Source organism: Bacillus mobilis (assembly GCF_001884045.1).
Classification (GTDB): Bacteria; Bacillota; Bacilli; order Bacillales; family Bacillaceae_G; genus Bacillus_A; species Bacillus_A mobilis.
The window spans coordinates 46,569-69,350 of the sequence record NZ_MACF01000070.1; the positions used below are offsets into that span (position 1 = coordinate 46,569).

Here is a 22,782-nt window from a genome sequence, read left to right on the forward strand (position 1 = left end):
ATTCCCCACTGATTATTCATTTTAAAATGCCGCCTCTTTAATTTTCAATTGTTGCGTTGCAAATTCACGATACATATCATGTGAGTGTAATAATTCATCATGTGTACCGCTTCCTGTAAGATTCCCTTTTTCTATAAAGATAATTTTATCTGCATCTACAACAGTAGAAAGTCTATGTGCAATAACTAACGTTGTTCTGCCTTTCATTAAGTTATTTAATGCCTTTTGAACGACAGACTCAGACTTACTATCTAGACTGGAAGTTGCTTCATCTAACATAAGAATTTGTGGATTTCGAAGTAATGCTCGGGCAATAGCAATTCGCTGTCTTTGTCCTCCAGAAAGCTTCACACCACGTTCTCCCACTTCTGTTGCGTATCCGTTTGGCAAATCATGAATAAATGCATCAACATATGCCATCGCTGCTACTTTTTCAATTTCTGCATCTGTCACTTCGCCCTCAACACCGTAACAAATGTTATCACGGATTGTTCCATCGATTAACGGACTATCTTGTGAAACATAACCAATTTGACGTCGCCATGATTGTAGTGCATAACTCGTAATTGATTCTTTCCCTAATTTAATGGCACCACTAGTCGGCTCATAAAAACGTTCTAATAATGAGAATAACGTCGTTTTCCCGCTACCACTTGGTCCTACGATTGCTGTTACTTTTCCTGATTCAATTGTGAAATCAATATTCTTTAAAACTTGCTCTTCTTCGTTATACTCAAAATGTACATTTTCAAGAACGATTGGCTGCTTAGCATTTGTAACCTTCACACCAGTTTCATGATCTTCTACTTCATATTCTAAAATTGTATTAATTCTTTCCGTTGCACCAATTGCCTTTTGGAATTGTGTAAAGAACATAGATAATTGACTCATCGGCATTATAATTTGAACTAAATATAAAATAAACGCTACTAGTTCTCCTGTTGTTAATGCACCGCTAGAAACTCGCATTCCACCATATCCTACGATAATAACAAGCAATGCCATTAAAACAAATGACATAACTGGTGAAATTAATGCTTGCACTTTTCCCTCTTTCAAACCAAATTGTAATAGCTTTTCAATACCTTTATTTCCAGTTTCATATTCCTTTTTTTCTGTGTTCGAAGACTTCACTAAACGAATTTCTGATAACACCTGTGTTAATACACTAGTAAAAGAAGCCGTTTCATCTTGAAGTGCTTTTGAAATCTTATACATTTTCCGTCCAAGTGGAACTAAAATTAGTACTGATAATGGAATAACTGTTAAAAGTAAAAGTGTCATTTTCCAATCTAAAACAAATAATACAATTAATGATCCAACAATTGAAATACCGCCTGTTAATAAGTTTGACAAATGCTCAGAAATTAATGTTTTCACAACTCCTGTATCATTTGTCATACGACTAATGGTATCACCTGTTCTATTTTGATCATAATAAGTTACCGGTAATATAAGCACCTTTTTCCACAAACGTTCTCTCAGTCCAGCTACGATCTTCTGTCCTATATAATTTAGTAAATATATAGACAATCCTGCAGCTATAGTTTGCATAATAAAGAATGCAACTAGCCCAACAATTTGTCCTGTACTTATTGACGAAAGTGAAAAATTATCTACTAACCCTTTCGTTAACATCGGTATAAATAAACTCGCTCCCGTAGAAAGCAGACTCATTAATAACGCAAAAGCAAGAATCCCTTTCGGAGGATTTGTATCTTGAATAAGGCGTAAAAACTGCCTCCAGCTCCCTTTTTTCTTCATCTCATTTCTAACTTCCATTCCTGTTCATCTCCTCGTGTTAAACCAAACTGTTCTTTCTAAAAATAGAATACAATACAAATGTAAACTGAATGTAAACACACTTTTTCTCTTTTTACAAAATATACATACAAACGCATCTTTACAACAAGTATAAATATCTGATATTATTACCAGGTACTTAATATTATTCTATGCGAATTATAGATAACCAATTTACAATACTATATAAATCTCCCGTTATTGAAAGGAGTATCCTTTTTGCAAACAAATATACATTCCGAAAAGGAAACAATCATTTTTATTCATGGCTTAGTCGGCAATCGTCGTGCCTTCAAAAAAGAGCATAAACGATTTTCAGCCACCTATAACATTATAACTTATGACTTATTAGGTCATGGCGATGATAAAGGTGCAGATATCGAATTTTCATTACAGCGCCTCGTAGATCAATTATTGAATTTATATGAAAAAGAAGGCATTCAAAAAGCTCATATTTGCGCTCTAAGTTACGGCTGTTATATCTCTACAATTTTTGCACAAATGCATCCAGAAAAAGTATTGAGCATTTGTCACATTGGTGGACATTATAATAATCCATCCCTTTTATATAACGTATTTCAAAAATTTTGGGAGAAGCGAGGAGACGATTACTCTAAATGGCTCTCTCAATACGCAAATACCATCTTCCCAAGTGGCATACTAAAAGCAAATCCGTTCGCAGTCATTTCAAGAAATATTTATTACCGTTTCGGATTGCAATTACATTCATCAATTATTGTCCAATCATTACGGCATCGTTTAGAATTCGATTTAAAATCCAAATTAAAATCACTTCCCCACCCTATTCTATGGGTAATGGGTGAACATGATCATCTCTATAAATCTTGTCTTTTTGATTTGAAATCCATTCTTCCTAACGTTTTATACAAAGAAATACCGCTTGCAGGACATGCAGCAAACTTATTTCGTCCGAACTATTTCCATGACCTATACGCTCGATTTTTAAATGGGAAGTTACAGTAAAAACTACTACATTCTCAATTTATTCAACTATAAAAAGGCTTCCCAAGTTTCCCTGGAAAGCCTTTTCTCTATACGAAAAGTATATAAACTACTTTTTCTTAGTATGCTTTTGTGTAACCTAACATGTGCTTGCTCCAGTAAGAGTTACTTACAGAACTAATACGTACACCAGTTGCATCTGTTTCTGCACTAATGAACTGACCGTTTCCTAAGTAAACGCCCATGTGAGAAGGACCTGATTTATAAGTATTTTGGAAGTATACTAAATCACCTGGTTGTGGATTGCTAGTTTTTGTTTTAGAGCTCCAGTATCCAGCAACTGTTTGACGAGCGCCTTTATGACCAGTTTGATTTAATACGTAGTGAATGAATCCACTGCAGTCAAAACCAGCAGGTGTTGTACCAGCAGTTCTGTATGGTGAACCATTTAAAGATCTAGCGAATCCAGCGATTGAAGATGTATCTCCACCTGTTGTTGGTTTTTGTACGTCTTTACCTGGTTGTTGAACGTTATTTGTAACGTTATTGTTATTGTTATTTGTAACGTTGTTTACTCCGCCTTTTACAAACTTAACGAAGTCTGCACTTACGTAACCTGTACGGCCGTTATGGTTAATTTTGTACCAACCATTTTCAGCGCCAGTAACGTTTAATACTTTACCTTGTGTTACGCCACCGATTACAGCGTTGTATGTAGCTGGGCCTGTACGTACTTTTAAAGCACCAGTGTTAACAACATAAGAACCACCAGTTTGAACTGTAGTAGTATTGTTGTTTGTAGTTGGTTGTTTTGTTTCGTTAGATACAGCAGAACCACCTTTTGTTACGAAGTCTTTGCTTACGTATCCAGTTCCACCATTGAAGTTGATTTTAAACCAATCTTGTACTTCTCCAACAACTTGTACTGTTTTACCTTTATTTACAGAGCCTAATACTGTATGAGATGTACTTGGGCCTGTACGTACGTTTAGTGAAGAAACGTTTACTGTGTAAGTACCAGTTCCTTGTTGAACAGTAGTTCCTGTTTTACCACCAGTCGTTACGAAGTCACCACTTACATAACCAGTTTGACCGTTTACAGTTACTTTGAACCAACCGTTTTCTTGTCCAATTACTTGTAGTACTTGACCTGATTTCACTTTAGAAATCACGTTATGTCCTGTACCAGCACCTGAACGAACATTTAATACATCAGCAGTTACTGTGTATTTTAAATCAGATTTTGTTTCTACAGTTTTTGTTTCAGTTACAGTCGTTTGATTTTGAGTTTGATTTTGTCCATTAATTTCTTTTAGCGCCTCGTTTGAAACTTGTGCCTGAGCAGAATCCATACCTGGAACTGCAACACCCACTACTGAAGCTGCTGCTAAACCTGCAATTACTTTTTTCATAAGTTGTCTTTACTTCCTTTCCCTACTATCCTCTTAAAAAAACTTATAAACTTAATACATTACAATATTATCAAAGTAAAATATTCATTAAGTTCCATTTTTTAACAAGAGTTTTATTTTTCACACAGAGTTCATTTTAAACGAATGAAGTGAATTCCGTGTGAACTTCATGTGAACTTTACCATTAAACTTACTGTTTTTGCAATGATTTTTTCAAATTCCATATGTATTTCATTGAAAATTCGACATTCCATTCATTATCTTAATATATTTTTCCTATCCACTTCGAAAAACTCTATTAATCTAATACAATGCAAAGAATGTATTTCCTAGTAAAGTTCTTTCCATGAAGCATACTCTTATCATGACAAAAAATGCTTTTTTTATCAATAGTATAATATTTTCAGAAAACTATTTTTGATACTATCTATCGCTTTTAAAAGATTTGACGATTTGTAAGATTTAACTTCAAAAATTCTGTTCTAATTTGACGAAAATGTACATTCTACTCCTTATTTTCCGCTGCACATGGAATTTTCAGGATATTTATATTATCATATATAGAGTGGCGTCTTAATCCATACATGTATTATCCATCCTACCCGGAAACCAATCGAACTTTTACGGGTAGGTATTCTCCACGTAGCATTGAATTTTGATATAGAAGTCTTATTATTAAAAAAGGAGGTATATTTATGAAAAACATAATAGATGATCCTACAAATAAAAATATAGAACTGTACTATGCTTTTTTTCAATTCATTTCAATTATTACGTTACAAAAAATATCAACTATTGAAACACGTAAAAACGAATTAAAAAATCAGATGAAAAATTCCTATCAAAAAAATCCTTACTACTTATAAAAAGGTGAACAGATTATATTTCTGTTCACCTTTTATCCCACATTAACGGGCAGTAAGACCCCCACCTCAAAATTCAGCGAAAGCAAAAAAGATAAGTGGGGGATCAACTGCCCGTAAAAGCCCGATTGGTGAAGGCTGATAATCAGTGGTGCATGAACAACTCCCCCACTGATTAAAGTTTCACTTTATCGTTCCTACATTATTTATAAATTTTCACACGGTTTTCTAAAGGTTGGTATTCTTTTTCACCTGCAGTTACCACCGGTTTACCAAACGGCATTTGCGCAGTAAGTTTCCAGTTCCCTGGAACTTCCCATTCTTTTCTCACTGCTTCATCAATTAATGGATTGTAATGCTGCAATGTAGCACCAAATCCTTCAATTTCTAAAGCTGTCCAAATTGCAAATTGTAACATTCCTGAGGATTGCTGAGACCAAACGGGAAAATTCTCTTTATATAAGGCAAAGTTTTCTTGCAGTTCTTCCACTACTTGACTATCTTCGAAGTATAGAACCGTTCCATAACCACTTTTAAATGCATTCATTTTTTCTTCAGTAGATGCAAAATTATTTTCAGGTACAATTTTTCGTAACGTTTCTTTCGTAATATCCCATAACTTATCATGTTGTTCTCCAAGCAAGACGACAACGCGAGCGCTCTGAGAGTTAAAAGCTGAAGGTGTATGTTTTACAGCATGATAAATCACTTCTTGAATTTTCTCATCAGAAACTACTTGCTCTTTACTAATCGCGTAAATAGATCTTCTGTCTTCAATTGCTGAGTAAAAATCTTTTGCCATCATAATTCCCTCCAATTTTCATTTGAGGCTTTTTCATATGTACACATCATATTCTGCCTCTTAAAACTTATGATTAATAAGCTTCTAACTTTATACTATCAACAAACAATAATAAACTCAAATAATAACACTCACATTTTTTACCTTTTTATTTCCTAATTCTAAAAATAAAAAGGCAATTTATTGTTACCTATAATAAGTAACAACAAATTGCCTTTTTTATATAATGATCTAACTCAATATTTTACTTAATTAACTAAGCCAAATGCATATGACATTAGCTTATTCGTCTCTGTAAAACGCTTCGTTTTTCCTTTTGTTCCCATTACAACTGTAATAATACGAGTATCACCTTGTTTTGCTGTACCCGTAAAACAATACCCCGCGCTATCTGTAAATCCTGTTTTTAATCCGTCTATTCCTTCTATATATAAAGCTTTATTATTTTTGTTTAACATATCATTTGTACTTGTAACATTAATATTATTAAATGCTAACTGACTTTGACGTAAATGAGTCACTTCTAATATTTCTGGATAATCTTTTATAAGATGATACGCCAAGTTTGCTACATCAGCAGCTGTCATCTTCGTCTCACTTCCATCAGGTTCTTGTAGTCCTGACGCATTTGCAAATTTAGCATACTCCGACATTTTTAACTGCTTTGCTTTTTCATTCATAAGCTGAACGAAATCTTTCTCTGTTTTTGCCATATGTTCTGCTAAAGCTACAGCCGAATTATTTGCTGATTCAATCATTAATGCATGGTACAAATCTTTAACAGTTAATGTGTCATTCACTTGGACTGGGATTCTCGCACCCTCTGTTTGTGCCGCTTTCGCACTCATTTTTACCGGATCTTCCCAGCGAACTTTCCCATTATGTACATTTTCTAATAGTAGGTACGCTGTCATCATCTTAGACATACTTGCTGGCGCAAAAGCTTCATTTTCATTATGTTGATAAATAATATCTCCATTACTCGCATCGATAATCATAGCTGCTTTTGCATCAATTTCCGGTGGTATGTACTTTGGTGGCACTACTTTTTCAGTTAATCCTGTTTTAGGTAATTCCGCCACCTGTAAAGGTTGTCCTTCTACATTTGTTGCACTCTTTTGAGTGCCTTGGAATAAGAACCAACATATCCCTAAAATAATGACTACTAGGATCGTCAGCCTTCCCCATTTTAACCGCTTCATTTCAAAACTCCTTTAGCAAACCTTTTATACACTCACGTTTAACCATAACAATAATTACTTTATATCGTCAAGGCAAAAAGCATATTTATTCATCTCATACATTTATGTTACAATTAAAATACCGAAATATAAGAATATTCAATGTTAAATTATCGTAATTTAACATTGAATAGAAAGGATTCTTACGATGCTACTTCCAAAAACATTAAAATACGGTGACACAATTGGCATTTATTCGCCCTCTTCACCAGCAACCTATACTTCTCCAAAAAGATTTGAACGAGCGAAATCCTACTTACAACAGAAAGGATTTCACATATTAGAAGGTTCACTAACAGGTCGATATGATTATTATCGTTCTGGCAGTATACAAGAGCGTGCCGAGGAACTCAATGCTTTAATAAGAAATCCTAATGTATCTTGTATTATGTCAACAATTGGCGGCATGAATTCTAATTCCTTATTACCTTATATTGATTATGATGCTTTTCAAAATAACCCTAAAATAATGATTGGCTATTCAGATGCAACAGCTTTATTGCTAGGGATTTATGCCAAAACAGGAATCCCTACATTTTATGGTCCGGCACTTGTCCCCTCCTTTGGAGAATTTGAGCCTTTTGTAGATTATACATACAACTATTTTGCAGAAACATTACTACATGATCAAGTACTTCCTTACAACATAAAACAGCCTTTATTTTGGTCAGATGAATTTATTAATTGGGAAATGAAGACGGAAGAAAAAGAACGTAGACATAATAATTGGATTTCTGTAACAAATGGACAAGCTACTGGACGTATTATTGGTGGGAACTTAAATACAATAGAAGGCATTTGGGGTAGCCCTTATATGCCAAGCATTCAAGAAGGCGATATTTTATTTATTGAGGATAGCTCAAAAAATGCAGCTACTATTGAAAGAAGCTTTTCATTCCTTAAAATTAACGGTGTATTTGATAAAGTTTCAGGTATACTTCTTGGAAAACATGAGCAATTTGATGATTGTGGTACAAATCGCAAACCGTACGAAATATTATTAGAAGTACTGCAAAACCAAAGCATTCCTTTACTTGCTGACTTTGATTGTTGTCATACCCATCCGATGATCACTATGCCGATAGGTCTTCAAGTGAACATGGATGCAACCAATAAAACTATACATATTTTAGAAAAATGGAAGATATAAAGGACGCCTATATTATAGGAAGAAAATATTATAAACTTTTCCATTAGAAAACATAAAAAAGGATCCGTTCATCACGGATCCTTTTTTATTATTGTCCTAAATTTTGAACCTTGTCTTTCAATTCACGAACTTGATCTATCGTCTGCATAAGCTCAGAGTTTTTAAATTGCTCTACATCCACTTTGCCTTCTTCTATCTTTGTCATTGCCGTATCAATTAATGTATTTAACTTTTCGTTATATCCGACGATTTGCTGATGAAGATCCTTCGCTACATCCGGTGGCGTTAATTCATTGAATGCGGGTATATCTTGTTTAATTTCATTAAGCTTCGTTTCTAATTCTTTTCGAGCTTCGCTATCATTAACGGCCTTTTCAGCTAATGCTGGCGCATCACTTGCAAATGCACTTATTTCATTTACATAGTCTGTCGCTTTTTGAGCATAATCTATGGAGTTCTTTCCTTGCTCTACTAGTGAACATCCCATTAAACCAATTGAAACTATACATACTAATAAAATTGATTTGATTTTCATTTTAGACTCCCTTCGTCATTATCCTTGTCTGCAATCTTCTTTATCATAACTTCTAGCTAAATCACCTACAACCTTTTTCAAATAGCTATTTAACCGCTCACATGCCCTATTATGGTTACAACATCTATTTCTATATGTACACTAATAATATCTTCAATTATATCCATATATCCTTGTCCTATAGCTGCTCCATAGTGTAATGTAAGCCCCTTCTTTTCATACACTGACTTTGGCACTGAAAAAATAAATCTCCTCAAGTTTCTTTCATCAGCAGGCTCCATAATTAAAACAATTCCATCCTCTTCAAACATATACACTCGCCCTCCAACTTTACATTCACTATGGCTCAGTATTGCCTTTGTCAGCTAAATTTAAAACCAAAAAATAAGTTGCATATCGCTCCATAATTAAAATGAGAAGCATTAATTCTTTTTTTAAGGTTTAATGCTTCTTCAAAACTTTGATTTAACTGTCCATAATATCTATTATGCAAATTATTTCAATTCTCCTCAATCCTTCATTTCCGAACAATATAGAGTACATCAGTTTCAGATAAACCAAATCCCCTCGCACTTCTCATTCCTTGTTTTTCAGCTATGTTATACAATTCAACCTTAAATCCTACATTCATTAATCGTTGTATAAATCCTGATTGATTATAAATTCTTACGTGTTCTTCATGACCAAAAGCTATTTTTCTCAATTTTGGCGTTAAAATTAATTCATTCTCTATAATAATATCTACATTCATTACGATTGGAGCTTGAATAATTCCCCATCCATTTGTTTTTAATACTCTATATAACTCTCTCATCGCTTTTTCATCATCTTGAACGTACTGTAATACATGACCACATAAAACCACATCAAATGTATCATTTTCATATGGAATTCTAGTAACATCAATTTCCTGCATTAATGGATCCTTTGGTTCAATATCTCCACATACATATGTAATATTTTTATGCTGAGCAAACCAACTTCTTAACTTTGCTTCTGGTGCAATATGAAGCACAGTATCATTTCCACTTAATAAATCCGTTTCCATTTCAATATATACACGATATAACCTTTCACGGTCCATCGAATCACATACCGGACAAATTCCCGTATCTTTATTCCACATCTCGAATTTATATTTTGGAAAATCGTAATGTTCTGGCCAAGGAGAAAATTTTTCAAATTGTTGATTGCAAAATTGACAATAGCAGACTTCTTTCTGAAATAAAAGATGAACTAACTTATTTAGTTCCTTCTCTATCTTTTCATTATCAATTTGATTTAATTGACTATTTTTTACCGCATCCTTAATTATTAACACCGCATTTTCCAAACAATGAGTTAAACATTCTTTATAATCTTGCTCACAATTTAAAAACCCACTATTATATGCATCTAGTATTAATTCATTCCATTCTTCAATTGTCTTTACTGTACATTGCATTTGTTTTTGATTTTCCCCACTATGTTGTCTAACATAACTAAGGGGTTCCTCTATATAAACTACTTTCCCTTTCCTCATCATATCTAGCCATGTTGCAATGTCATGAATAGCAGAGTAACCCTTCCCCTTAAAACACCCAAAACCGCCTCCCAAAAATTTTCGATTAAACAGAACTGTTGTAGGCTCACCAACTACATTTTTTAAGTTTTTTAGCATATAATCCCCTAATTCTTTCCCTTCAAAAAGTGTAGTTTCTTTGGCGATTTTCATATTCAATGTTGATGGTGATAATACTTTTCCATTCCCATCAATTAATTCACGATATGACGTCACAAACGAAATGTTTTCTAGACTAAAAAAATAGTTCATCATTCTTTTAATCTTTTCAGGATGAAATAAGTCATCCTCTAATAAAAAGTTTATATAATCTCCATTCGCAAGTTCTATACACTTATTAAAGTTCTCTGCTTCTAATCCAGGTTTATTTTTAACATATGTAATACATTCATATTGACTTAAATATGGTTGGATCATCGCTTTAACTTCACCGTTTGTACTATCGTCAGAAATTATTATTTCAATATTTTCATATGTTTGATTCAAAGCACTTTTGAGAGCTAATTCCAAGTAATGAGGTTGATTATAGGCAGGAATAAGTATACTGACTTTCGGTAAATGAGAGTAGTTATTCCGATACTGTTTTTTCTTTTCTATATTTATCTCCTTTCGCTTAATATGTCGGTAGTAGTCTAACGTATATAATATTGATGATGGAACTATTTTTTTTGCATAGTCTAGGAAATTAGTTATTGCTTTATATAACTCTTTTTCAGTAGATAAAAAACCATACTTTTCTCCAACTATAATACTATGTGAAAAATCCTCTACTCCATCCATAAGTTTATTAGATTCATTCAACTGTTGACCTGAATGTAATCGGAAGTAACTAAGTGTCTCTGCAATATATACTGCTTTTCCTTTACTTAATAAAGATAACCATGAAGCTATATCTACATTACATAAATATCTTCTCTTATCAAAAATCCCATACGGTTCTTGTAAATCATTTTTACGAAATAAAACTGTTGTCGGTTCTCCAATATAATTTTTTTGATCCACAATTACTCTATTTCCTAATTCTGTTCCCTCTATAATCGTATCCTCTTCAAATAAACGGACAGTTGAATAAATATGTCGTAGTTCTTTCCCTTTATCATTAATTACTTGACGATGAGATGTTACAAGTTTGATTTCATTATCTCGATCATTGAAAAAATACTTCATCATTTTTTCAATTTTATTCACATGAAATATATCATCATCCATTAAAAAATTTATATACTCACCGTTTGCTTCATTAAATAACATTAGCGCATTTTCAAATTGTCCGAGAGTTGACCTGTTTTTTATATAAATAATATTTGAATGATCACATAAGTATTTTTGTAACACATTTTCTGTTTCGTCATTCGTGCTATCATCTCCAACGATAATTTCTATATTAGAATATGTCTGTTGTAATACACTACATAATGCTTTTTCAAAGTAGCCAGGACGATTATAAGTAGGAATTAATACACTTACTAACGGAATTCGCTCTATCGCCTCTTCACTTTTTTCAAAACGATTCCCCATCTTTTCCCTCCACCTTTTTGCATATTATTTATATACGCGACATACTATCACATTACTTAAACCGTATGAAACCTTTATACTTTTATGCAAGCTCATAACAAAATATCCTACTTTTCAATCGTAAATATACATATTCAATGATATAAGTATTTGATTAGCTGCTTTTGATTCATTTGATTTCTATCTTAAGGCAAATAAAACGAAACCTTAATTAGAGGGCGCTTCTCCCCCTTCTAATTATCCCCCTCACCAATCGGATTTTTACGTACAGTTACTCTTCCGCCTAACTTCCTCACATCAGCCGGATTTTAAGATTGGAGTCTTACTCCCTGCAAATAGCGGGATAAATCTATACCTTAAAAAGAAAATATATTTCTTAACAAAAAAATAGCTGCACCATTAGGCGTAGCTATTTTACAATTATTACTTATTCAAACTATATTCCTTTATCTAACTCATAAAGCATACGATACTTCTCGTTTTCTTTCAGAAGTTGTTCATGACTACCTTGCATCACAATTTGACCCCGATCAAGGAATATAACTTCATCTACATGTTCAATTCCTACAAGATGGTGCGTAATCCAAATTACTGTCTTTTCTTCCGTTGCAGAAAACATTGTTTCTATTAAAGATAATTCTGTCTTCGGATCTAAGCCGATCGTAGGTTCATCAAGGACAATAATTGGAGCCTCTTGCATGAGCGTTCTAGCAAAAGCAACCCGTTGTCTTTCCCCGCCAGAAAACCTTTTTCCCATTTCATGCATTTTTGTTTGCAATCCGTCTGGAAGAGAAGCTATATGCGAAGCTAATTGTGCTTTCTCTAAAGCTGTCCATATCTCTTCATCCGTAGCCTCTGGTTTACCGATTCGCACATTATTTCCAATTGTCGTATCGAATAAATGTGGCTTTTGATTCAATACAGAAATATATTTCGATAAAAGATTTGTATGAGCATGTTCACTATTCAATAAAACTTCACCATGTAACGGACTTAGCGCACCTGTTAACAATTTTAACAAAGTAGATTTTCCTGTTCCGCTTCTTCCTAAAATGGCGATTTTCTTTCCTGCCTTTATTTGCAGTGATACTTCTTTCAATACAAATTCATTACTATCTGGGTAACTATACGATACATGATTTAATTCAATGTCTATATGTTTTGATGCAACATAACCTTTATCCCCGCGTAATTCCTCTTCTTCCTGTAAAACAGCATTATCTTCTATTTGATTTAGACGATGAGCAGATTCTACATATGATGGGATTCGATCGATAGCATCTGAAAGAGGAATAAGCGCGTTTGTAACTGATAACGTCATTAAGACGAAAGCCGCAATAACGGTAGGTGCAATCTGTTCACTTGCCGCCTCATTTCCAGTCCATATGATCATGGAAATGACTACAATCCCCACTACTACTTGAATGATACTGTCCCGAATATGATTCCAGCGTTTCATTCTTTTTTCCGTTTTTAACAACTGAGCATTTTGCTCTACATACTTATCAATGAATTCATCTTTTCTACCACTTGCTTGCCAATCAGATAATCCAAAAACAGCGTCTGTTAATTGTTGATACAAACGGCTTCTTCCTTGTTTTAAAGTAACATGATGTTGCTTCATTAAAAGTAATGATATAAATGGAAGCAGAAAGACGATAATCGCTAGCATACATGCTGCAATAAGTGCAAACACTACGTCAAATGCTCCGATAACAAGTACGAATATGCTATATACAACTAATGCTAATATACTAGGAAATATGGTACGTAAATATAGGTTTTGCAAATGCTCTATATCTTCGGATAATACACCTAACATATCGCCCGTTTGAAATCGCGAACGGAAAAATAACGCCTGCGGCTCTACTATTCTATATAGTTTCGTTCTCATTTTTTCTAATATGCGCAGTACGACATCATGTCCAACTAAACGCTCTAAATAATGAAATACCGCTTGTCCTATACTAAACGCACGTGTTGCAACGATAGGAACATATACAGCCATTACATTCTCTGGTCTAAGAGCAGATTTAGAGATTAAATAACCTGAAATGAAAAGTAACATCGCACCTGAACTAACTCCAAGAAGACCAAGGAATATAGTTAAAGTCATTCTACCTTTATTTTGCTGTATATAAGGTTTAATCCAGTTACTCATCTCTATCCCCTCTCTTTCCTGTGAAAACGTAATGCCTCATTCTTTAAAAGCTCTTCATATGTTCCACTTTCTATCATTTCCCCTTTATTTAAAATAAGAATATGATCCATCTGTTTCATCCAATGAAGACGATGTGTTGCAAGAAATACTAACTTCCCTTCAAACAGACGTAACATCGCTTGTTTTATTTCAAATTCAGTTTCAATATCAAGATGTGCTGTAGGCTCGTCTAATAAAATAATTGGCTTTTTGCTTAAAAGTGCACGCGCCATAGCAACACGTTGCTCTTGCCCGCCACTAAGCATACGTCCACCTTCTCCAATTCTTTCGCACATCCCGTTCGGAAGCGATGTTACGAGTGAATGAAGACCAACTTCATTAATAACTCTTTCCACTTCTTCATCCGTTGTATTTGTTTCATAAAAACAAATGTTATCTTTTAATGAAAGCGGGAAAATATAAGGTTGCTGCGGAATATAAGCAATATTCTTTTGCCACTCTTCACGAGTAGTCCCGTCAATTTCCACACCATTTACAATCATCTTTCCACCTGAAGGAGTTAAAAATCCTGCTAATACGTCGATTAATGTTGATTTTCCTGCTCCACTTTCACCAATTACACCTATAGCACCGGTGCCTTTCCAAGTAAAATCAATTCCCTCTAATATAGCTTTTTCAGATTCATTGCTCTTTACTTTTACATCTTGTAATTTCAAGCTACTAGAGGAATTCCATATTAAATCTACATTTGATTCTTTCTTTCCTATTTCTTTTTGTTGCTGTAAAATCTCTTCTATTTGCTCCATTGCAAGTTGTCCATCTAACGTAGCATGATAATTCGCTCCAACTTGTTTAATCGGCAAGAAATATTCTGGAGCTAAAATTAAAATCGTAAGGGCTGGCAATAGTACAATTGTCCCATCTATTAAACGTATCCCTAATCCGACCGCCACAAATGCGATGGATAAACTCGTAAAGAAATCTAATGCAAAAGAAGAAAGAAAAGCAACTCGCAAAGTACGCATCGTTGCTTTTCTATACCTTTTACTTACTTTTTCAATCTTTCCTTCGTGCTGTTTACTTTTACCTAAATACTTTAATGTTTCTAACCCTTTTAACGTATCTACAAAATGATTAGAAAGTACACGGTATGTTTCATATTGGCTATCCGCCATTTTCTGCGCCGCTAATCCTAGTAGGATCATAAATGTAATTACGATAGGAATCGTTACAACTAAAATGATTCCAGACTCAATATCTAGCGTAAAAACATATAGTACAATTAGTCCCGGTACGATACTACTTCTAATCATTTTAGGAATTGTTAATTCAATATATGTTTTAAATTTCTCAATACCTTCAATCGATAAGGTAACCAGATGACCTGTTCCAGCAGTTTGAACATATCGTGGACCTAATGTGAAATACGCCTCTATTAATTGTTTTCGCAGTAGCGATCCTGTTTTTTCAGCGAAACGTTCCACTAATATTTGCGATATTCGCACTAACGTGTGACGTACTGCAAACGTGATTCCAAAATAAACAGTTTCATTTAACACAGATTGCACTGTTTCTCCTTGAAATAAAAACGTAATAGCCCGCGCTAAAAACACTGTTTGCGCAATAATACTTATAGCTTCTAAAATGCTAATGATGGTTAACACTACATATAAAACTCGGCTACCAGGATACGACGGAAGTCCTCTTTTTCTTTTCATTAGTACTCCAAATCTTTATCTGACTTAACAGGTTGTCTAAACACATAGAAACTCCATATTTGACTTCCCATAACAAATGGCAATATAGCAATTGAAAAATACGTCATCAATTTTAGTGCATAATCACCTGATGCTGCATTATAAATTGTTAAATCGTATATTGACCCTAACGAGCTAATTAAGACACGTGGGAACATGCCGACAAACACACTCGCACTTAGTAAAATGATTGTTAAACTCGTCATAACGAAAGCCCAACCATCTCTTCTTCTTTTATTTAATAATGTTGACGCACATAATGCTACAAAAGCTCCAATCGGAACCATAACCCACTCTGTACCATGACCAGTGAATATATCTGTTTTCCATAACCCTACACCGGCAAAAATAAGAAGTGCTATAATCGCAAGCGGTGCAATTTTCAATGCAGCAATACGTGCACGTTCTCTTAACTTACCAGTTGTACGTATAGTAAGGAATTGCAATCCGTGAACAATACATAGTAGAAGGAACATAACTCCTCCAAGTAATGCAAATGGATGAAGTAGTTGTAAGAATCCACCTACAGCATTTTTCGTCTCATCAATTGGAATACCTACCATAAAGTTAGCAATGGCAACACCCCAAAGAATAGGCGGTAGCAGACTTCCTAAAAACATACCCCAATCCCAAAAACCTTTCCATTTATGATTATCTATTTTCGCACGGAATTTAAAGGAAACACCCCTAATAATTAAAGCAAGAAGCATAAATACAAACGGAATGTAAAACCCGCTAAATAAAGTTGCATACCAGTGCGGGAATGCCGCGAACATAGCTCCACCTGCACAAACAAGCCATACTTCATTCGCGTGCCAAAATGGACCAATTGTATTTAAGTAAATTCTTTTCTCTAAATCGTTTTCCCCTAAAAACCTTGAAACTATACCTACACCGAAATCGAAACCTTCAAGTACAAAGAAGCCTACGAATAAAACTGCAATAATGATAAACCACAACTCATTAAGAGATAACATACTCATCCTCCTTATCAAATGGATCATGGCTTTGAGAATCCTGTTTCGTTTTTTTATTCTCATGTCCTTTAATGACACGAACGAATAAGTAAATAGTAATTCCACCTATAATTAAATATAGTGATGTGAATGAAACTAAAGAGAATAATACTTCTCCGAACGTAACATTTGGAGATACAGCATCTTCTGTTTTCATAACACCGAAAACTACCCAAGGCTGACGTCCCATTTCAGTCATAATCCATCCTACTGTATTACCGATAAACGGTAGTGCAATTGCATACACCATTAATTTTAAATACCAAGTTTTTTCAGCTAAACGATCTTTTCTTGATAAGAACCATCCGTATGCTCCTAGAAGAAGCATAAATGTTCCACTCATTACCATCGCTCTAAAACTCCAGAACATAGTGTGTACTGGCGGTATATAATCTCCAGGCCCATATTTTTCTTCATATTGTTTTTGAATTTGATTCATTCCTTCTACTTGACCACTAAATTTATCAAATGATAATAGACTTAGCATATAAGGGATTTGAATTTCAAACGAATTTTCTTGCTTCTCTGCATCAATTTTCGCAAATACTGTAAATGGCGCTGGATCCTCACTCGTATTCCATAACGCTTCCGCTGCTGCCATTTTCATTGGGTGTGTCTTAATTAATTGTTGTGCTTGCGCATGACCGAAGAATAATACTAGCGCAGTTGTAAGTGTTCCAACAATGATAGAAATGCGGAATGATTTTTTAAACACTTCAGTTTCTTGAGCTTTCGTTATTTTCCATGCACTCACACCCGCAATAAAGAATGCACCAGTTGCAATCGCCGCTGTAATTGTATGCGGGAATTGTACCCATAATTGTGGGTTTTGAATAATCGCTAAGAAATCATTCATTTGTGCACGTCCATCTGCTGCCATTTCATACCCTACTGGCGATTGCATAAATGCACTTGCAGTTAAAATCCAAAATGCTGATAACATTGTTCCAATTGAAAGGAGCCAAATACATAAAAGGTGAACGCGCTTCGGCAATTTATCCTCACCGAATACCCATAAACCTAGGAATGTAGACTCAATGAAAAATGCTAATAAACCTTCAATCGCAAGTGACGGACCAAACACATCACCTACGAAACGTGAATAGGTTGACCAATTCATACCAAACTGGAATTCTTGTAGAATACCAGTTACTACACCTACCGCAAAGTTTACAAGGAATATTTGTGTCCAAAACTTCGTCATCTTCTTATAAATTTCTTGTCCCTTTACCACATATAACGTTTGCATTAACGCAATGATAAAAGCTAAACCAATAGACAGCGGAACAAAAAAGTAATGGAAAATCGTTGTTGATGCGAATTGTATTCGTGCCAATTCGAGCGTTTCCATACTACAATCACTTCCTTCATAATTTTTTATATCGTAATTTCAATTGAGTTGTATGAATAAAACAACTCAAATCTTAGAAATGTAGAAAGATAAATTTGTTTATGTACTTTTAGAAAATATAAATTTTCAGTTTTCAAGATAATCACAAAAGAACTTTCTCATAAAATTTACCTTTTCACTATTTCAGTAGTGTTTTATCCGTTAATCGAATTGTATAATATACCTGCATAGTAAATTCAGCTGATTTTTGACGTATTATTGACATCATTTTGTCTGAAATATGTCATTTGTCATTTTTTTGAATTAGATTTTTCTCATTACTAAAATGTATTTTTTTAATGTAAGACTTACTTTCACATCAATAAAATAATCGTTACTCTCTTCATACACTTGACTTTTTCGCGAAAAAATGCCCTCTAAACCAACAGGTAAATCAGCTAGTTTTTTGTCAAGAGAAAAATGTATTTTAAAAATTCAAACACAAAATATTGTTATTCAAAAATAGAAAATACCCTCCCTCTTCCTAGACTAAAAATTCATTTTTTTGTCATTTTTTCAAACTAAATTCATACATAAAAAAACCGAGAATCGATTAGACTCTCGGTTTTTTTAAAATTATTTTGCTGTATGTTTTCTAACAGCCGGTAAAATTTCAGTAGCAATTAATTCGATGTTTTTCTCAATTTTATTAAGTGGTACACCACCAAAATCAATTTGTGCCATAAAACGTTGTTGCCCAAACAATTCATATTGGTAAAGCATTTTTTCAATAATTTGTTGCGGGCTACCAACCATTAATGCGTCACGGTAATCTACTGCATTTGTAAATTGTTGCTTCGGATACCCACCACCACGCAGTGTAAGCATACCAGCATTAATATGAGGATAGTATTCATTAAATGCATCTTGTGAATTTTTTGCTGTATAAAATAAACTCGTTGTTGCAACTGGCAAACTTGCTGGATTAAATCCACTTTGTGCCGCAGCCTCACGGTAGGCATCTACTGATCCTTTAAAGTTAATAGCTGGACCACCTAGTGTTGTTATCATCATTGGTACACCTGCACGTCCTGCTTTAATCGCACTAGCTGGCGGGCCACCAACTGCACGCCAAATTGGTAAGTTATTATTTTTAGCTCTTGGAATAACCGATGCATGTGCAAGCGGCGCTCTGAACTGTCCGTTCCATGTTACATGTTCCTCTTTATTAATTTTTAATAAAAGATCCATTTTCTCTTCAAATAACTCTTCATAATCATTCACATCATAACCGAGTAAACTATATCCCCCAATACGAGATCCACGACCAGCTACGATTTCTGCACGTCCATTAGAAATTAAATCAATTGTAGCAAAATCCTCATATACTCGTACCGGATCAGATGTACTTATTATCGTTGCTGAACTTGCAATTTTTATATTTTTCGTAGCTTGTGCAATAGCTCCTAAAATAACTGTATGAGCTTGTGTTGTAAAATGCGTTTGATGACTTTCACCGACAGCAAATACATCAAGTCCAGCTTCATCCGCTAACTTAGCTGTTTCAATTAATTCATGAATTCTTTGTTCTGCACTAATTTTCTCTCCGTTATGCGGATTTAAAACATGATCCCCAATCGAATATAATCCAAACTCTATTCCTTTACTTGTATCCATACGGTATTTTTCCATAGTTGCTCTCTCCTTTAATGAAGTGTAATTAGTTTCTCTATTAAAAAGGTTGGTAAGTCAAGTGTATCTCCCTATTACCTACGTCATCACTTGATTAGTCAATTGATGGTGTAAAAAAAATTACTCATGTGGTAATTCTTTTTTCTCACTATGCTTATGAACTTTCGTCATTAGCTCGTATAATATTTTTTGCTCTTCTTCATTTAATACATCATCAAAAAACGATGATTGAAATGCAAGTTGCTCTGGCAATGCTCTCTCTAAAGCTGCTTCTCCTTGCTCTGTAAGGCTAATTGTTTTCGTTTTCCAATCTTGTTTTCGTACAATATATCCTTCTTTTTCAAGACGAGTTAACATTCGAGAAATACCACCTTGTGTAACAGTTACCTTTTCAGCTAACTCCATCTGTGTTAGTGGTTGATACGTACGTATTTGCAAAAGCACATCAAATTGAGCTGTCGTTAAATCAAAACGCTTTAAAAACTCATTTGACATCTGATTACTTTGGTTCGTAAATCGTATTAAACGTAACCATATTAATGATCCTATCGTATTATCACGCATGTTTGATCACTTCCTATCGTGAATCTTACTATCACTTTACTACGCAAGTGATGAAAAAGCAAGAGAAAACGTGAAAAATATCTCATTAGAGTATTGCATAAATAACGATAAGAAAGAATTAATTTCAACATGAATTCTTTCTTATCGCTATTCTTAACTTTCCATTTCATTCATTGCTATATTTAAAGCTGCTACCGCTTTTGGCCAGCCAACATAAAAAGCCATATGCGTTATTAATGCAATCATTTCATTCTCCATAATTCCATTTTGCTTTGCCAGCCGCAAATGAAATGGTAATTGTTCTGTCTGATTAAGACTAATTAGTGCCGCCACTGTACATAAACTTCTTTCTCTTAATGTTAAAGTGGCATCTCGCCACACTTCCTCGAACAATATCTCTTCACTATATTGAGCAAATGCAGGGGCCATTTCTCTCATTTTCTTTTGAATACAATATTCAATGGATTCATTCATCATTTCACTCCCCTTCATTTTACCAATTGCGCCACTCCTTGACTAAACGACCAATTTTCAGCAGCTGTCTCATTTAGTGTAATAAAAATGTCTGCACTTTTTATACTAGAACATTCAGAAACCTTCAAGGATATCGACTGATACAGATCCCTTTTCTGTTTTATCGTTCTTCCCGATCCACATGTAATAGAAACATAAATCATATTCTCTGTTCTCTTTTCTCCTCTTTCTAATAAATAATATGGATTAAATAAAAAGTGATTCTGTTTATAAGGTAAAAACATTTGAAAAAAATCATTTTCAGGGATGTTAAAATGTTCAATTAATGAAAGATGAATACATTCACCTATCTTTTTCAACTCTTCTTTATTTAATATATTTTCATGATAATAAACGTTCACAAAGGGCATACATTTTCATTCCTTTTTCTTAATTTAACTTCAACAAGTTTTCATCGTGAAATGTGCAAAATCTCATATACTGTAACCCCTTTATTGGTTACCATGTCAGGCTTTCCTTCATAAAAATTAAACTGACTATACCTCCATTTATCTGGATTATAAATGATTACATTTCCTAAACATTTTTCTATGTTTTGTACATTTTCATTTATAGTATTTAATTGCGTTCCCTTCAGTGAATTACTTTTGGAAATACTCCCTGTAAACTCAACAGCATATTTACTTTTTTTAAAATCATCACTTAAATTAACAACTAATGGAACACCTATATTTATTTGTTGCCATCCAAAAGATTGTAAAATATTATCGTAATACCCTTTAAATATAAATTTGTTCATTCCTTCATGGCCATTCCAAATATATAAAGGTGCATAACAGTTATAGAAATTCCCGTCCTTTCCTGCCTCTGTAATTAAATACGCTTTGAAATTCAACTCTTGAAAACCATCCGTTTTATGTCCATTATCCTTTACCCTTTTTTTAATGATTTCCATATCATAATCCTTTGGCAAAATGACCTTATATTGCATTCCAATCATGTTTATCACTCACTTTCTATCTTATATACACAATGATAAACCGATGAGTGACTAGCGTAAAATAGGTATAAATTATGCTTGATATCATTTATAATGATACCGTATAAGGAGCTGTGATACATGGAAATAAATGATCTTATTATATTCAAAACTGTAGCTAGTGAAGGCTCTATTAGTAAAGCTGCTAAAGAGTTAGGATATGTTCAACCAAACGTAACTGAGCGAATCAAAAAATTAGAACAAGAATTAGAAACACCTTTACTACATAGAGATAACAAAGGTGTTTCCTTGTTACCCTCAGGTGACATTTTATTAGACTACACGAATCAAATATTAACTTTAGTAGCAGAAGCGAAAGATAAAATTAAAACGAGTGGTTCTTCTTATATCATCGCGACGTCACAATCTATTTTGACTAATTATGTAAGTAAGCGTATTAAAGAAAATTTCAGGAATTATCAAATATATGTAGAAAATAGTAGTCATTTGCATAAATTACTGCAACAACAAAAAGTTGATATGGTCATTACTTACGAGGATGATTCCGAAGCAACTTTTAAAAAAGTATTTACTACTTCCATTTCTGTAGGCTTATTAAAATCGAAAGAAACGCCTATCATTGACTATTCAAAGGAACTCTTCTTCGTTAGTAATGATAAAAAGTGCCCTTTTAGAAGTAAGACGATACAATTTCTAAAAGAAAATAATTTATCTCAAGGTCAACTTCAACAATTAGATTCTTATTCGCTTATGGAAGAGTTTATTCAGGACGGTAAAGGAATAGCCTTTTTACCGATTAAAAATGATAACTTAGTGCCCATTGAAGATGTTCCAATTGAGAGATTAGCTGTTCATTTTTTTACAAATCGAAACTCTTTAAAACAAATACCTAATGAACTATTTGATTAATATAATTGCTAGGTTTACAAACTAACTAATT

20 protein-coding genes are annotated in these 22,782 nt (G+C 33.8%); 4 read left to right on the forward strand and 16 right to left on the reverse strand.

Annotation, left to right across the window (positions count from 1 at the left end; translation table 11 throughout):
* Positions 1-21: 21 nt before the first annotated feature.
* A complete protein-coding gene (locus BAQ44_RS11560; RefSeq protein WP_071721737.1) occupies positions 22-1,782 on the reverse strand; it encodes an ABC transporter ATP-binding protein in 1,761 nt (586 codons plus the stop codon).
* A 240-nt stretch (positions 1,783-2,022) separates the two neighbouring features.
* On the opposite strand from BAQ44_RS11560, the gene BAQ44_RS11565 reads away from it, so the two are divergent.
* The gene (locus tag BAQ44_RS11565) at positions 2,023-2,787 is read left to right on the forward strand and encodes an alpha/beta fold hydrolase (protein WP_071721738.1); all 765 of its coding nucleotides are present in this window, start codon (positions 2,023-2,025) and stop codon (positions 2,785-2,787) included.
* A 98-nt stretch (positions 2,788-2,885) separates the two neighbouring features.
* Here BAQ44_RS11565 and entFM read toward each other — a convergent pair whose 3' ends face one another.
* The gene (gene entFM / locus BAQ44_RS11570; RefSeq protein WP_061676864.1) at positions 2,886-4,178 is read right to left on the reverse strand and encodes an enterotoxin EntFM; all 1,293 of its coding nucleotides are present in this window, start codon (positions 4,176-4,178) and stop codon (positions 2,886-2,888) included.
* Between the two features lie 695 nt (positions 4,179-4,873).
* On the opposite strand from entFM, the gene BAQ44_RS11575 reads away from it, so the two are divergent.
* Positions 4,874-5,044 carry a DNA mismatch repair protein MutT gene (locus tag BAQ44_RS11575; RefSeq protein ID WP_071721739.1) on the forward strand — a complete coding sequence of 57 codons (171 nt, stop codon included), beginning with the start codon at positions 4,874-4,876 and terminating at the stop codon, positions 5,042-5,044.
* A 199-nt stretch (positions 5,045-5,243) separates the two neighbouring features.
* Here the strand turns inward: BAQ44_RS11575 and BAQ44_RS11580 are convergent, their stop codons facing one another.
* Positions 5,244-5,846 carry a nitroreductase family protein gene (locus BAQ44_RS11580; protein ID WP_186292095.1) on the reverse strand — a complete coding sequence of 201 codons (603 nt, stop codon included), beginning with the start codon at positions 5,844-5,846 and terminating at the stop codon, positions 5,244-5,246.
* Positions 5,847-6,091: 245 nt separating this feature from the next.
* The gene (locus BAQ44_RS11585) at positions 6,092-7,045 is read right to left on the reverse strand and encodes a D-alanyl-D-alanine carboxypeptidase family protein (protein WP_061676861.1); all 954 of its coding nucleotides are present in this window, start codon (positions 7,043-7,045) and stop codon (positions 6,092-6,094) included.
* A gap of 187 nt (positions 7,046-7,232) precedes the next feature.
* Here BAQ44_RS11585 and BAQ44_RS11590 point away from each other — a divergent pair, with 187 nt between their 5' ends.
* A complete protein-coding gene (locus BAQ44_RS11590) occupies positions 7,233-8,234 on the forward strand; it encodes a S66 family peptidase (protein ID WP_071721740.1) in 1,002 nt (333 codons plus the stop codon).
* Positions 8,235-8,322: 88 nt separating this feature from the next.
* On the opposite strand, the gene BAQ44_RS11595 is transcribed toward BAQ44_RS11590, so the two are convergent.
* The 12 genes from BAQ44_RS11595 to BAQ44_RS11650 all read right to left on the reverse strand — a co-directional run bounded on the left by BAQ44_RS11595 (position 8,323) and on the right by BAQ44_RS11650 (position 21,842).
* A complete protein-coding gene (locus BAQ44_RS11595; protein ID WP_061676859.1) occupies positions 8,323-8,769 on the reverse strand; it encodes a DUF6376 family protein in 447 nt (148 codons plus the stop codon).
* An 89-nt stretch (positions 8,770-8,858) separates the two neighbouring features.
* Complete coding sequence (locus tag BAQ44_RS11600; RefSeq protein WP_000461288.1) at positions 8,859-9,080, reverse strand: hypothetical protein; 222 nt, start codon at positions 9,078-9,080, stop codon at positions 8,859-8,861.
* A gap of 206 nt (positions 9,081-9,286) precedes the next feature.
* Positions 9,287-11,848, reverse strand: coding sequence for a glycosyltransferase (locus BAQ44_RS11605; protein ID WP_071721741.1), 2,562 nt, complete (start codon positions 11,846-11,848; stop codon positions 9,287-9,289).
* 436 nt (positions 11,849-12,284) lie between these two features.
* The gene (cydC, locus tag BAQ44_RS11610) at positions 12,285-14,009 is read right to left on the reverse strand and encodes a thiol reductant ABC exporter subunit CydC (RefSeq protein WP_071721742.1); all 1,725 of its coding nucleotides are present in this window, start codon (positions 14,007-14,009) and stop codon (positions 12,285-12,287) included.
* 2 nt (positions 14,010-14,011) lie between these two features.
* The gene (cydD, locus tag BAQ44_RS11615; protein ID WP_071721743.1) at positions 14,012-15,727 is read right to left on the reverse strand and encodes a thiol reductant ABC exporter subunit CydD; all 1,716 of its coding nucleotides are present in this window, start codon (positions 15,725-15,727) and stop codon (positions 14,012-14,014) included.
* A complete protein-coding gene (gene cydB, locus BAQ44_RS11620) occupies positions 15,727-16,743 on the reverse strand; it encodes a cytochrome d ubiquinol oxidase subunit II (RefSeq protein WP_071721744.1) in 1,017 nt (338 codons plus the stop codon). Before cydB ends, cydD begins: the two co-directional genes overlap by 1 nt.
* The gene (gene cydA, locus BAQ44_RS11625; protein WP_064476356.1) at positions 16,730-18,133 is read right to left on the reverse strand and encodes a cytochrome ubiquinol oxidase subunit I; all 1,404 of its coding nucleotides are present in this window, start codon (positions 18,131-18,133) and stop codon (positions 16,730-16,732) included. Before cydA ends, cydB begins: the two co-directional genes overlap by 14 nt.
* A 615-nt stretch (positions 18,134-18,748) precedes the next feature.
* Complete coding sequence (locus BAQ44_RS11630) at positions 18,749-19,804, reverse strand: LLM class flavin-dependent oxidoreductase (RefSeq protein ID WP_063261807.1); 1,056 nt, start codon at positions 19,802-19,804, stop codon at positions 18,749-18,751.
* A gap of 120 nt (positions 19,805-19,924) precedes the next feature.
* Positions 19,925-20,368, reverse strand: coding sequence for a MarR family winged helix-turn-helix transcriptional regulator (locus BAQ44_RS11635; protein WP_001205521.1), 444 nt, complete (start codon positions 20,366-20,368; stop codon positions 19,925-19,927).
* 153 nt (positions 20,369-20,521) lie between these two features.
* Positions 20,522-20,845: a carboxymuconolactone decarboxylase family protein gene (locus tag BAQ44_RS11640; RefSeq protein ID WP_071721772.1), complete on the reverse strand. Its 324-nt coding sequence runs from the start codon at positions 20,843-20,845 to the stop codon at positions 20,522-20,524.
* A gap of 11 nt (positions 20,846-20,856) precedes the next feature.
* Positions 20,857-21,252, reverse strand: coding sequence for a tautomerase family protein (locus BAQ44_RS11645; RefSeq protein ID WP_071721745.1), 396 nt, complete (start codon positions 21,250-21,252; stop codon positions 20,857-20,859).
* 41 nt (positions 21,253-21,293) lie between these two features.
* Positions 21,294-21,842, reverse strand: coding sequence for a DUF4865 family protein (locus tag BAQ44_RS11650; protein WP_071721746.1), 549 nt, complete (start codon positions 21,840-21,842; stop codon positions 21,294-21,296).
* Between the two features lie 120 nt (positions 21,843-21,962).
* On the opposite strand from BAQ44_RS11650, the gene BAQ44_RS11655 reads away from it, so the two are divergent.
* A complete protein-coding gene (locus BAQ44_RS11655) occupies positions 21,963-22,751 on the forward strand; it encodes a LysR family transcriptional regulator (protein ID WP_071721747.1) in 789 nt (262 codons plus the stop codon).
* Positions 22,752-22,782 lie beyond the last annotated feature (31 nt).

Excerpts from the sequence above, each read along its gene's own strand:
- cydD (WP_071721743.1), bottom strand. The coding sequence starts at position 15,727 with ATGAAAAGAAAAAGAGGACTTCCGTCGTATCCTGGTAGCCGAGTTTTA.
- cydC (WP_071721742.1), bottom strand. The coding sequence starts at position 14,009 with ATGAGTAACTGGATTAAACCTTATATACAGCAAAATAAAGGTAGAATG.
- BAQ44_RS11640 (WP_071721772.1), bottom strand. The coding sequence starts at position 20,845 with ATGATGAATGAATCCATTGAATATTGTATTCAAAAGAAAATGAGAGAA.
- BAQ44_RS11605 (WP_071721741.1), bottom strand. The coding sequence starts at position 11,848 with ATGGGGAATCGTTTTGAAAAAAGTGAAGAGGCGATAGAGCGAATTCCG.
- entFM (WP_061676864.1), bottom strand. The coding sequence starts at position 4,178 with ATGAAAAAAGTAATTGCAGGTTTAGCAGCAGCTTCAGTAGTGGGTGTT.
- BAQ44_RS11635 (WP_001205521.1), bottom strand. The coding sequence starts at position 20,368 with ATGCGTGATAATACGATAGGATCATTAATATGGTTACGTTTAATACGA.
- BAQ44_RS11590 (WP_071721740.1), top strand. The coding sequence starts at position 7,233 with ATGCTACTTCCAAAAACATTAAAATACGGTGACACAATTGGCATTTAT.
- BAQ44_RS11560 (WP_071721737.1), bottom strand. The coding sequence starts at position 1,782 with ATGGAAGTTAGAAATGAGATGAAGAAAAAAGGGAGCTGGAGGCAGTTT.
- BAQ44_RS11655 (WP_071721747.1), top strand. The coding sequence starts at position 21,963 with ATGGAAATAAATGATCTTATTATATTCAAAACTGTAGCTAGTGAAGGC.
- cydB (WP_071721744.1), bottom strand. The coding sequence starts at position 16,743 with ATGTTATCTCTTAATGAGTTGTGGTTTATCATTATTGCAGTTTTATTC.
- BAQ44_RS11585 (WP_061676861.1), bottom strand. The coding sequence starts at position 7,045 with ATGAAGCGGTTAAAATGGGGAAGGCTGACGATCCTAGTAGTCATTATT.
- BAQ44_RS11575 (WP_071721739.1), top strand. The coding sequence starts at position 4,874 with ATGAAAAACATAATAGATGATCCTACAAATAAAAATATAGAACTGTAC.
- BAQ44_RS11630 (WP_063261807.1), bottom strand. The coding sequence starts at position 19,804 with ATGGAAAAATACCGTATGGATACAAGTAAAGGAATAGAGTTTGGATTA.
- BAQ44_RS11645 (WP_071721745.1), bottom strand. The coding sequence starts at position 21,252 with ATGCCCTTTGTGAACGTTTATTATCATGAAAATATATTAAATAAAGAA.
- BAQ44_RS11595 (WP_061676859.1), bottom strand. The coding sequence starts at position 8,769 with ATGAAAATCAAATCAATTTTATTAGTATGTATAGTTTCAATTGGTTTA.
- BAQ44_RS11650 (WP_071721746.1), bottom strand. The coding sequence starts at position 21,842 with ATGATTGGAATGCAATATAAGGTCATTTTGCCAAAGGATTATGATATG.
- cydA (WP_064476356.1), bottom strand. The coding sequence starts at position 18,133 with ATGGAAACGCTCGAATTGGCACGAATACAATTCGCATCAACAACGATT.
- BAQ44_RS11600 (WP_000461288.1), bottom strand. The coding sequence starts at position 9,080 with ATGTTTGAAGAGGATGGAATTGTTTTAATTATGGAGCCTGCTGATGAA.
- BAQ44_RS11580 (WP_186292095.1), bottom strand. The coding sequence starts at position 5,846 with ATGATGGCAAAAGATTTTTACTCAGCAATTGAAGACAGAAGATCTATT.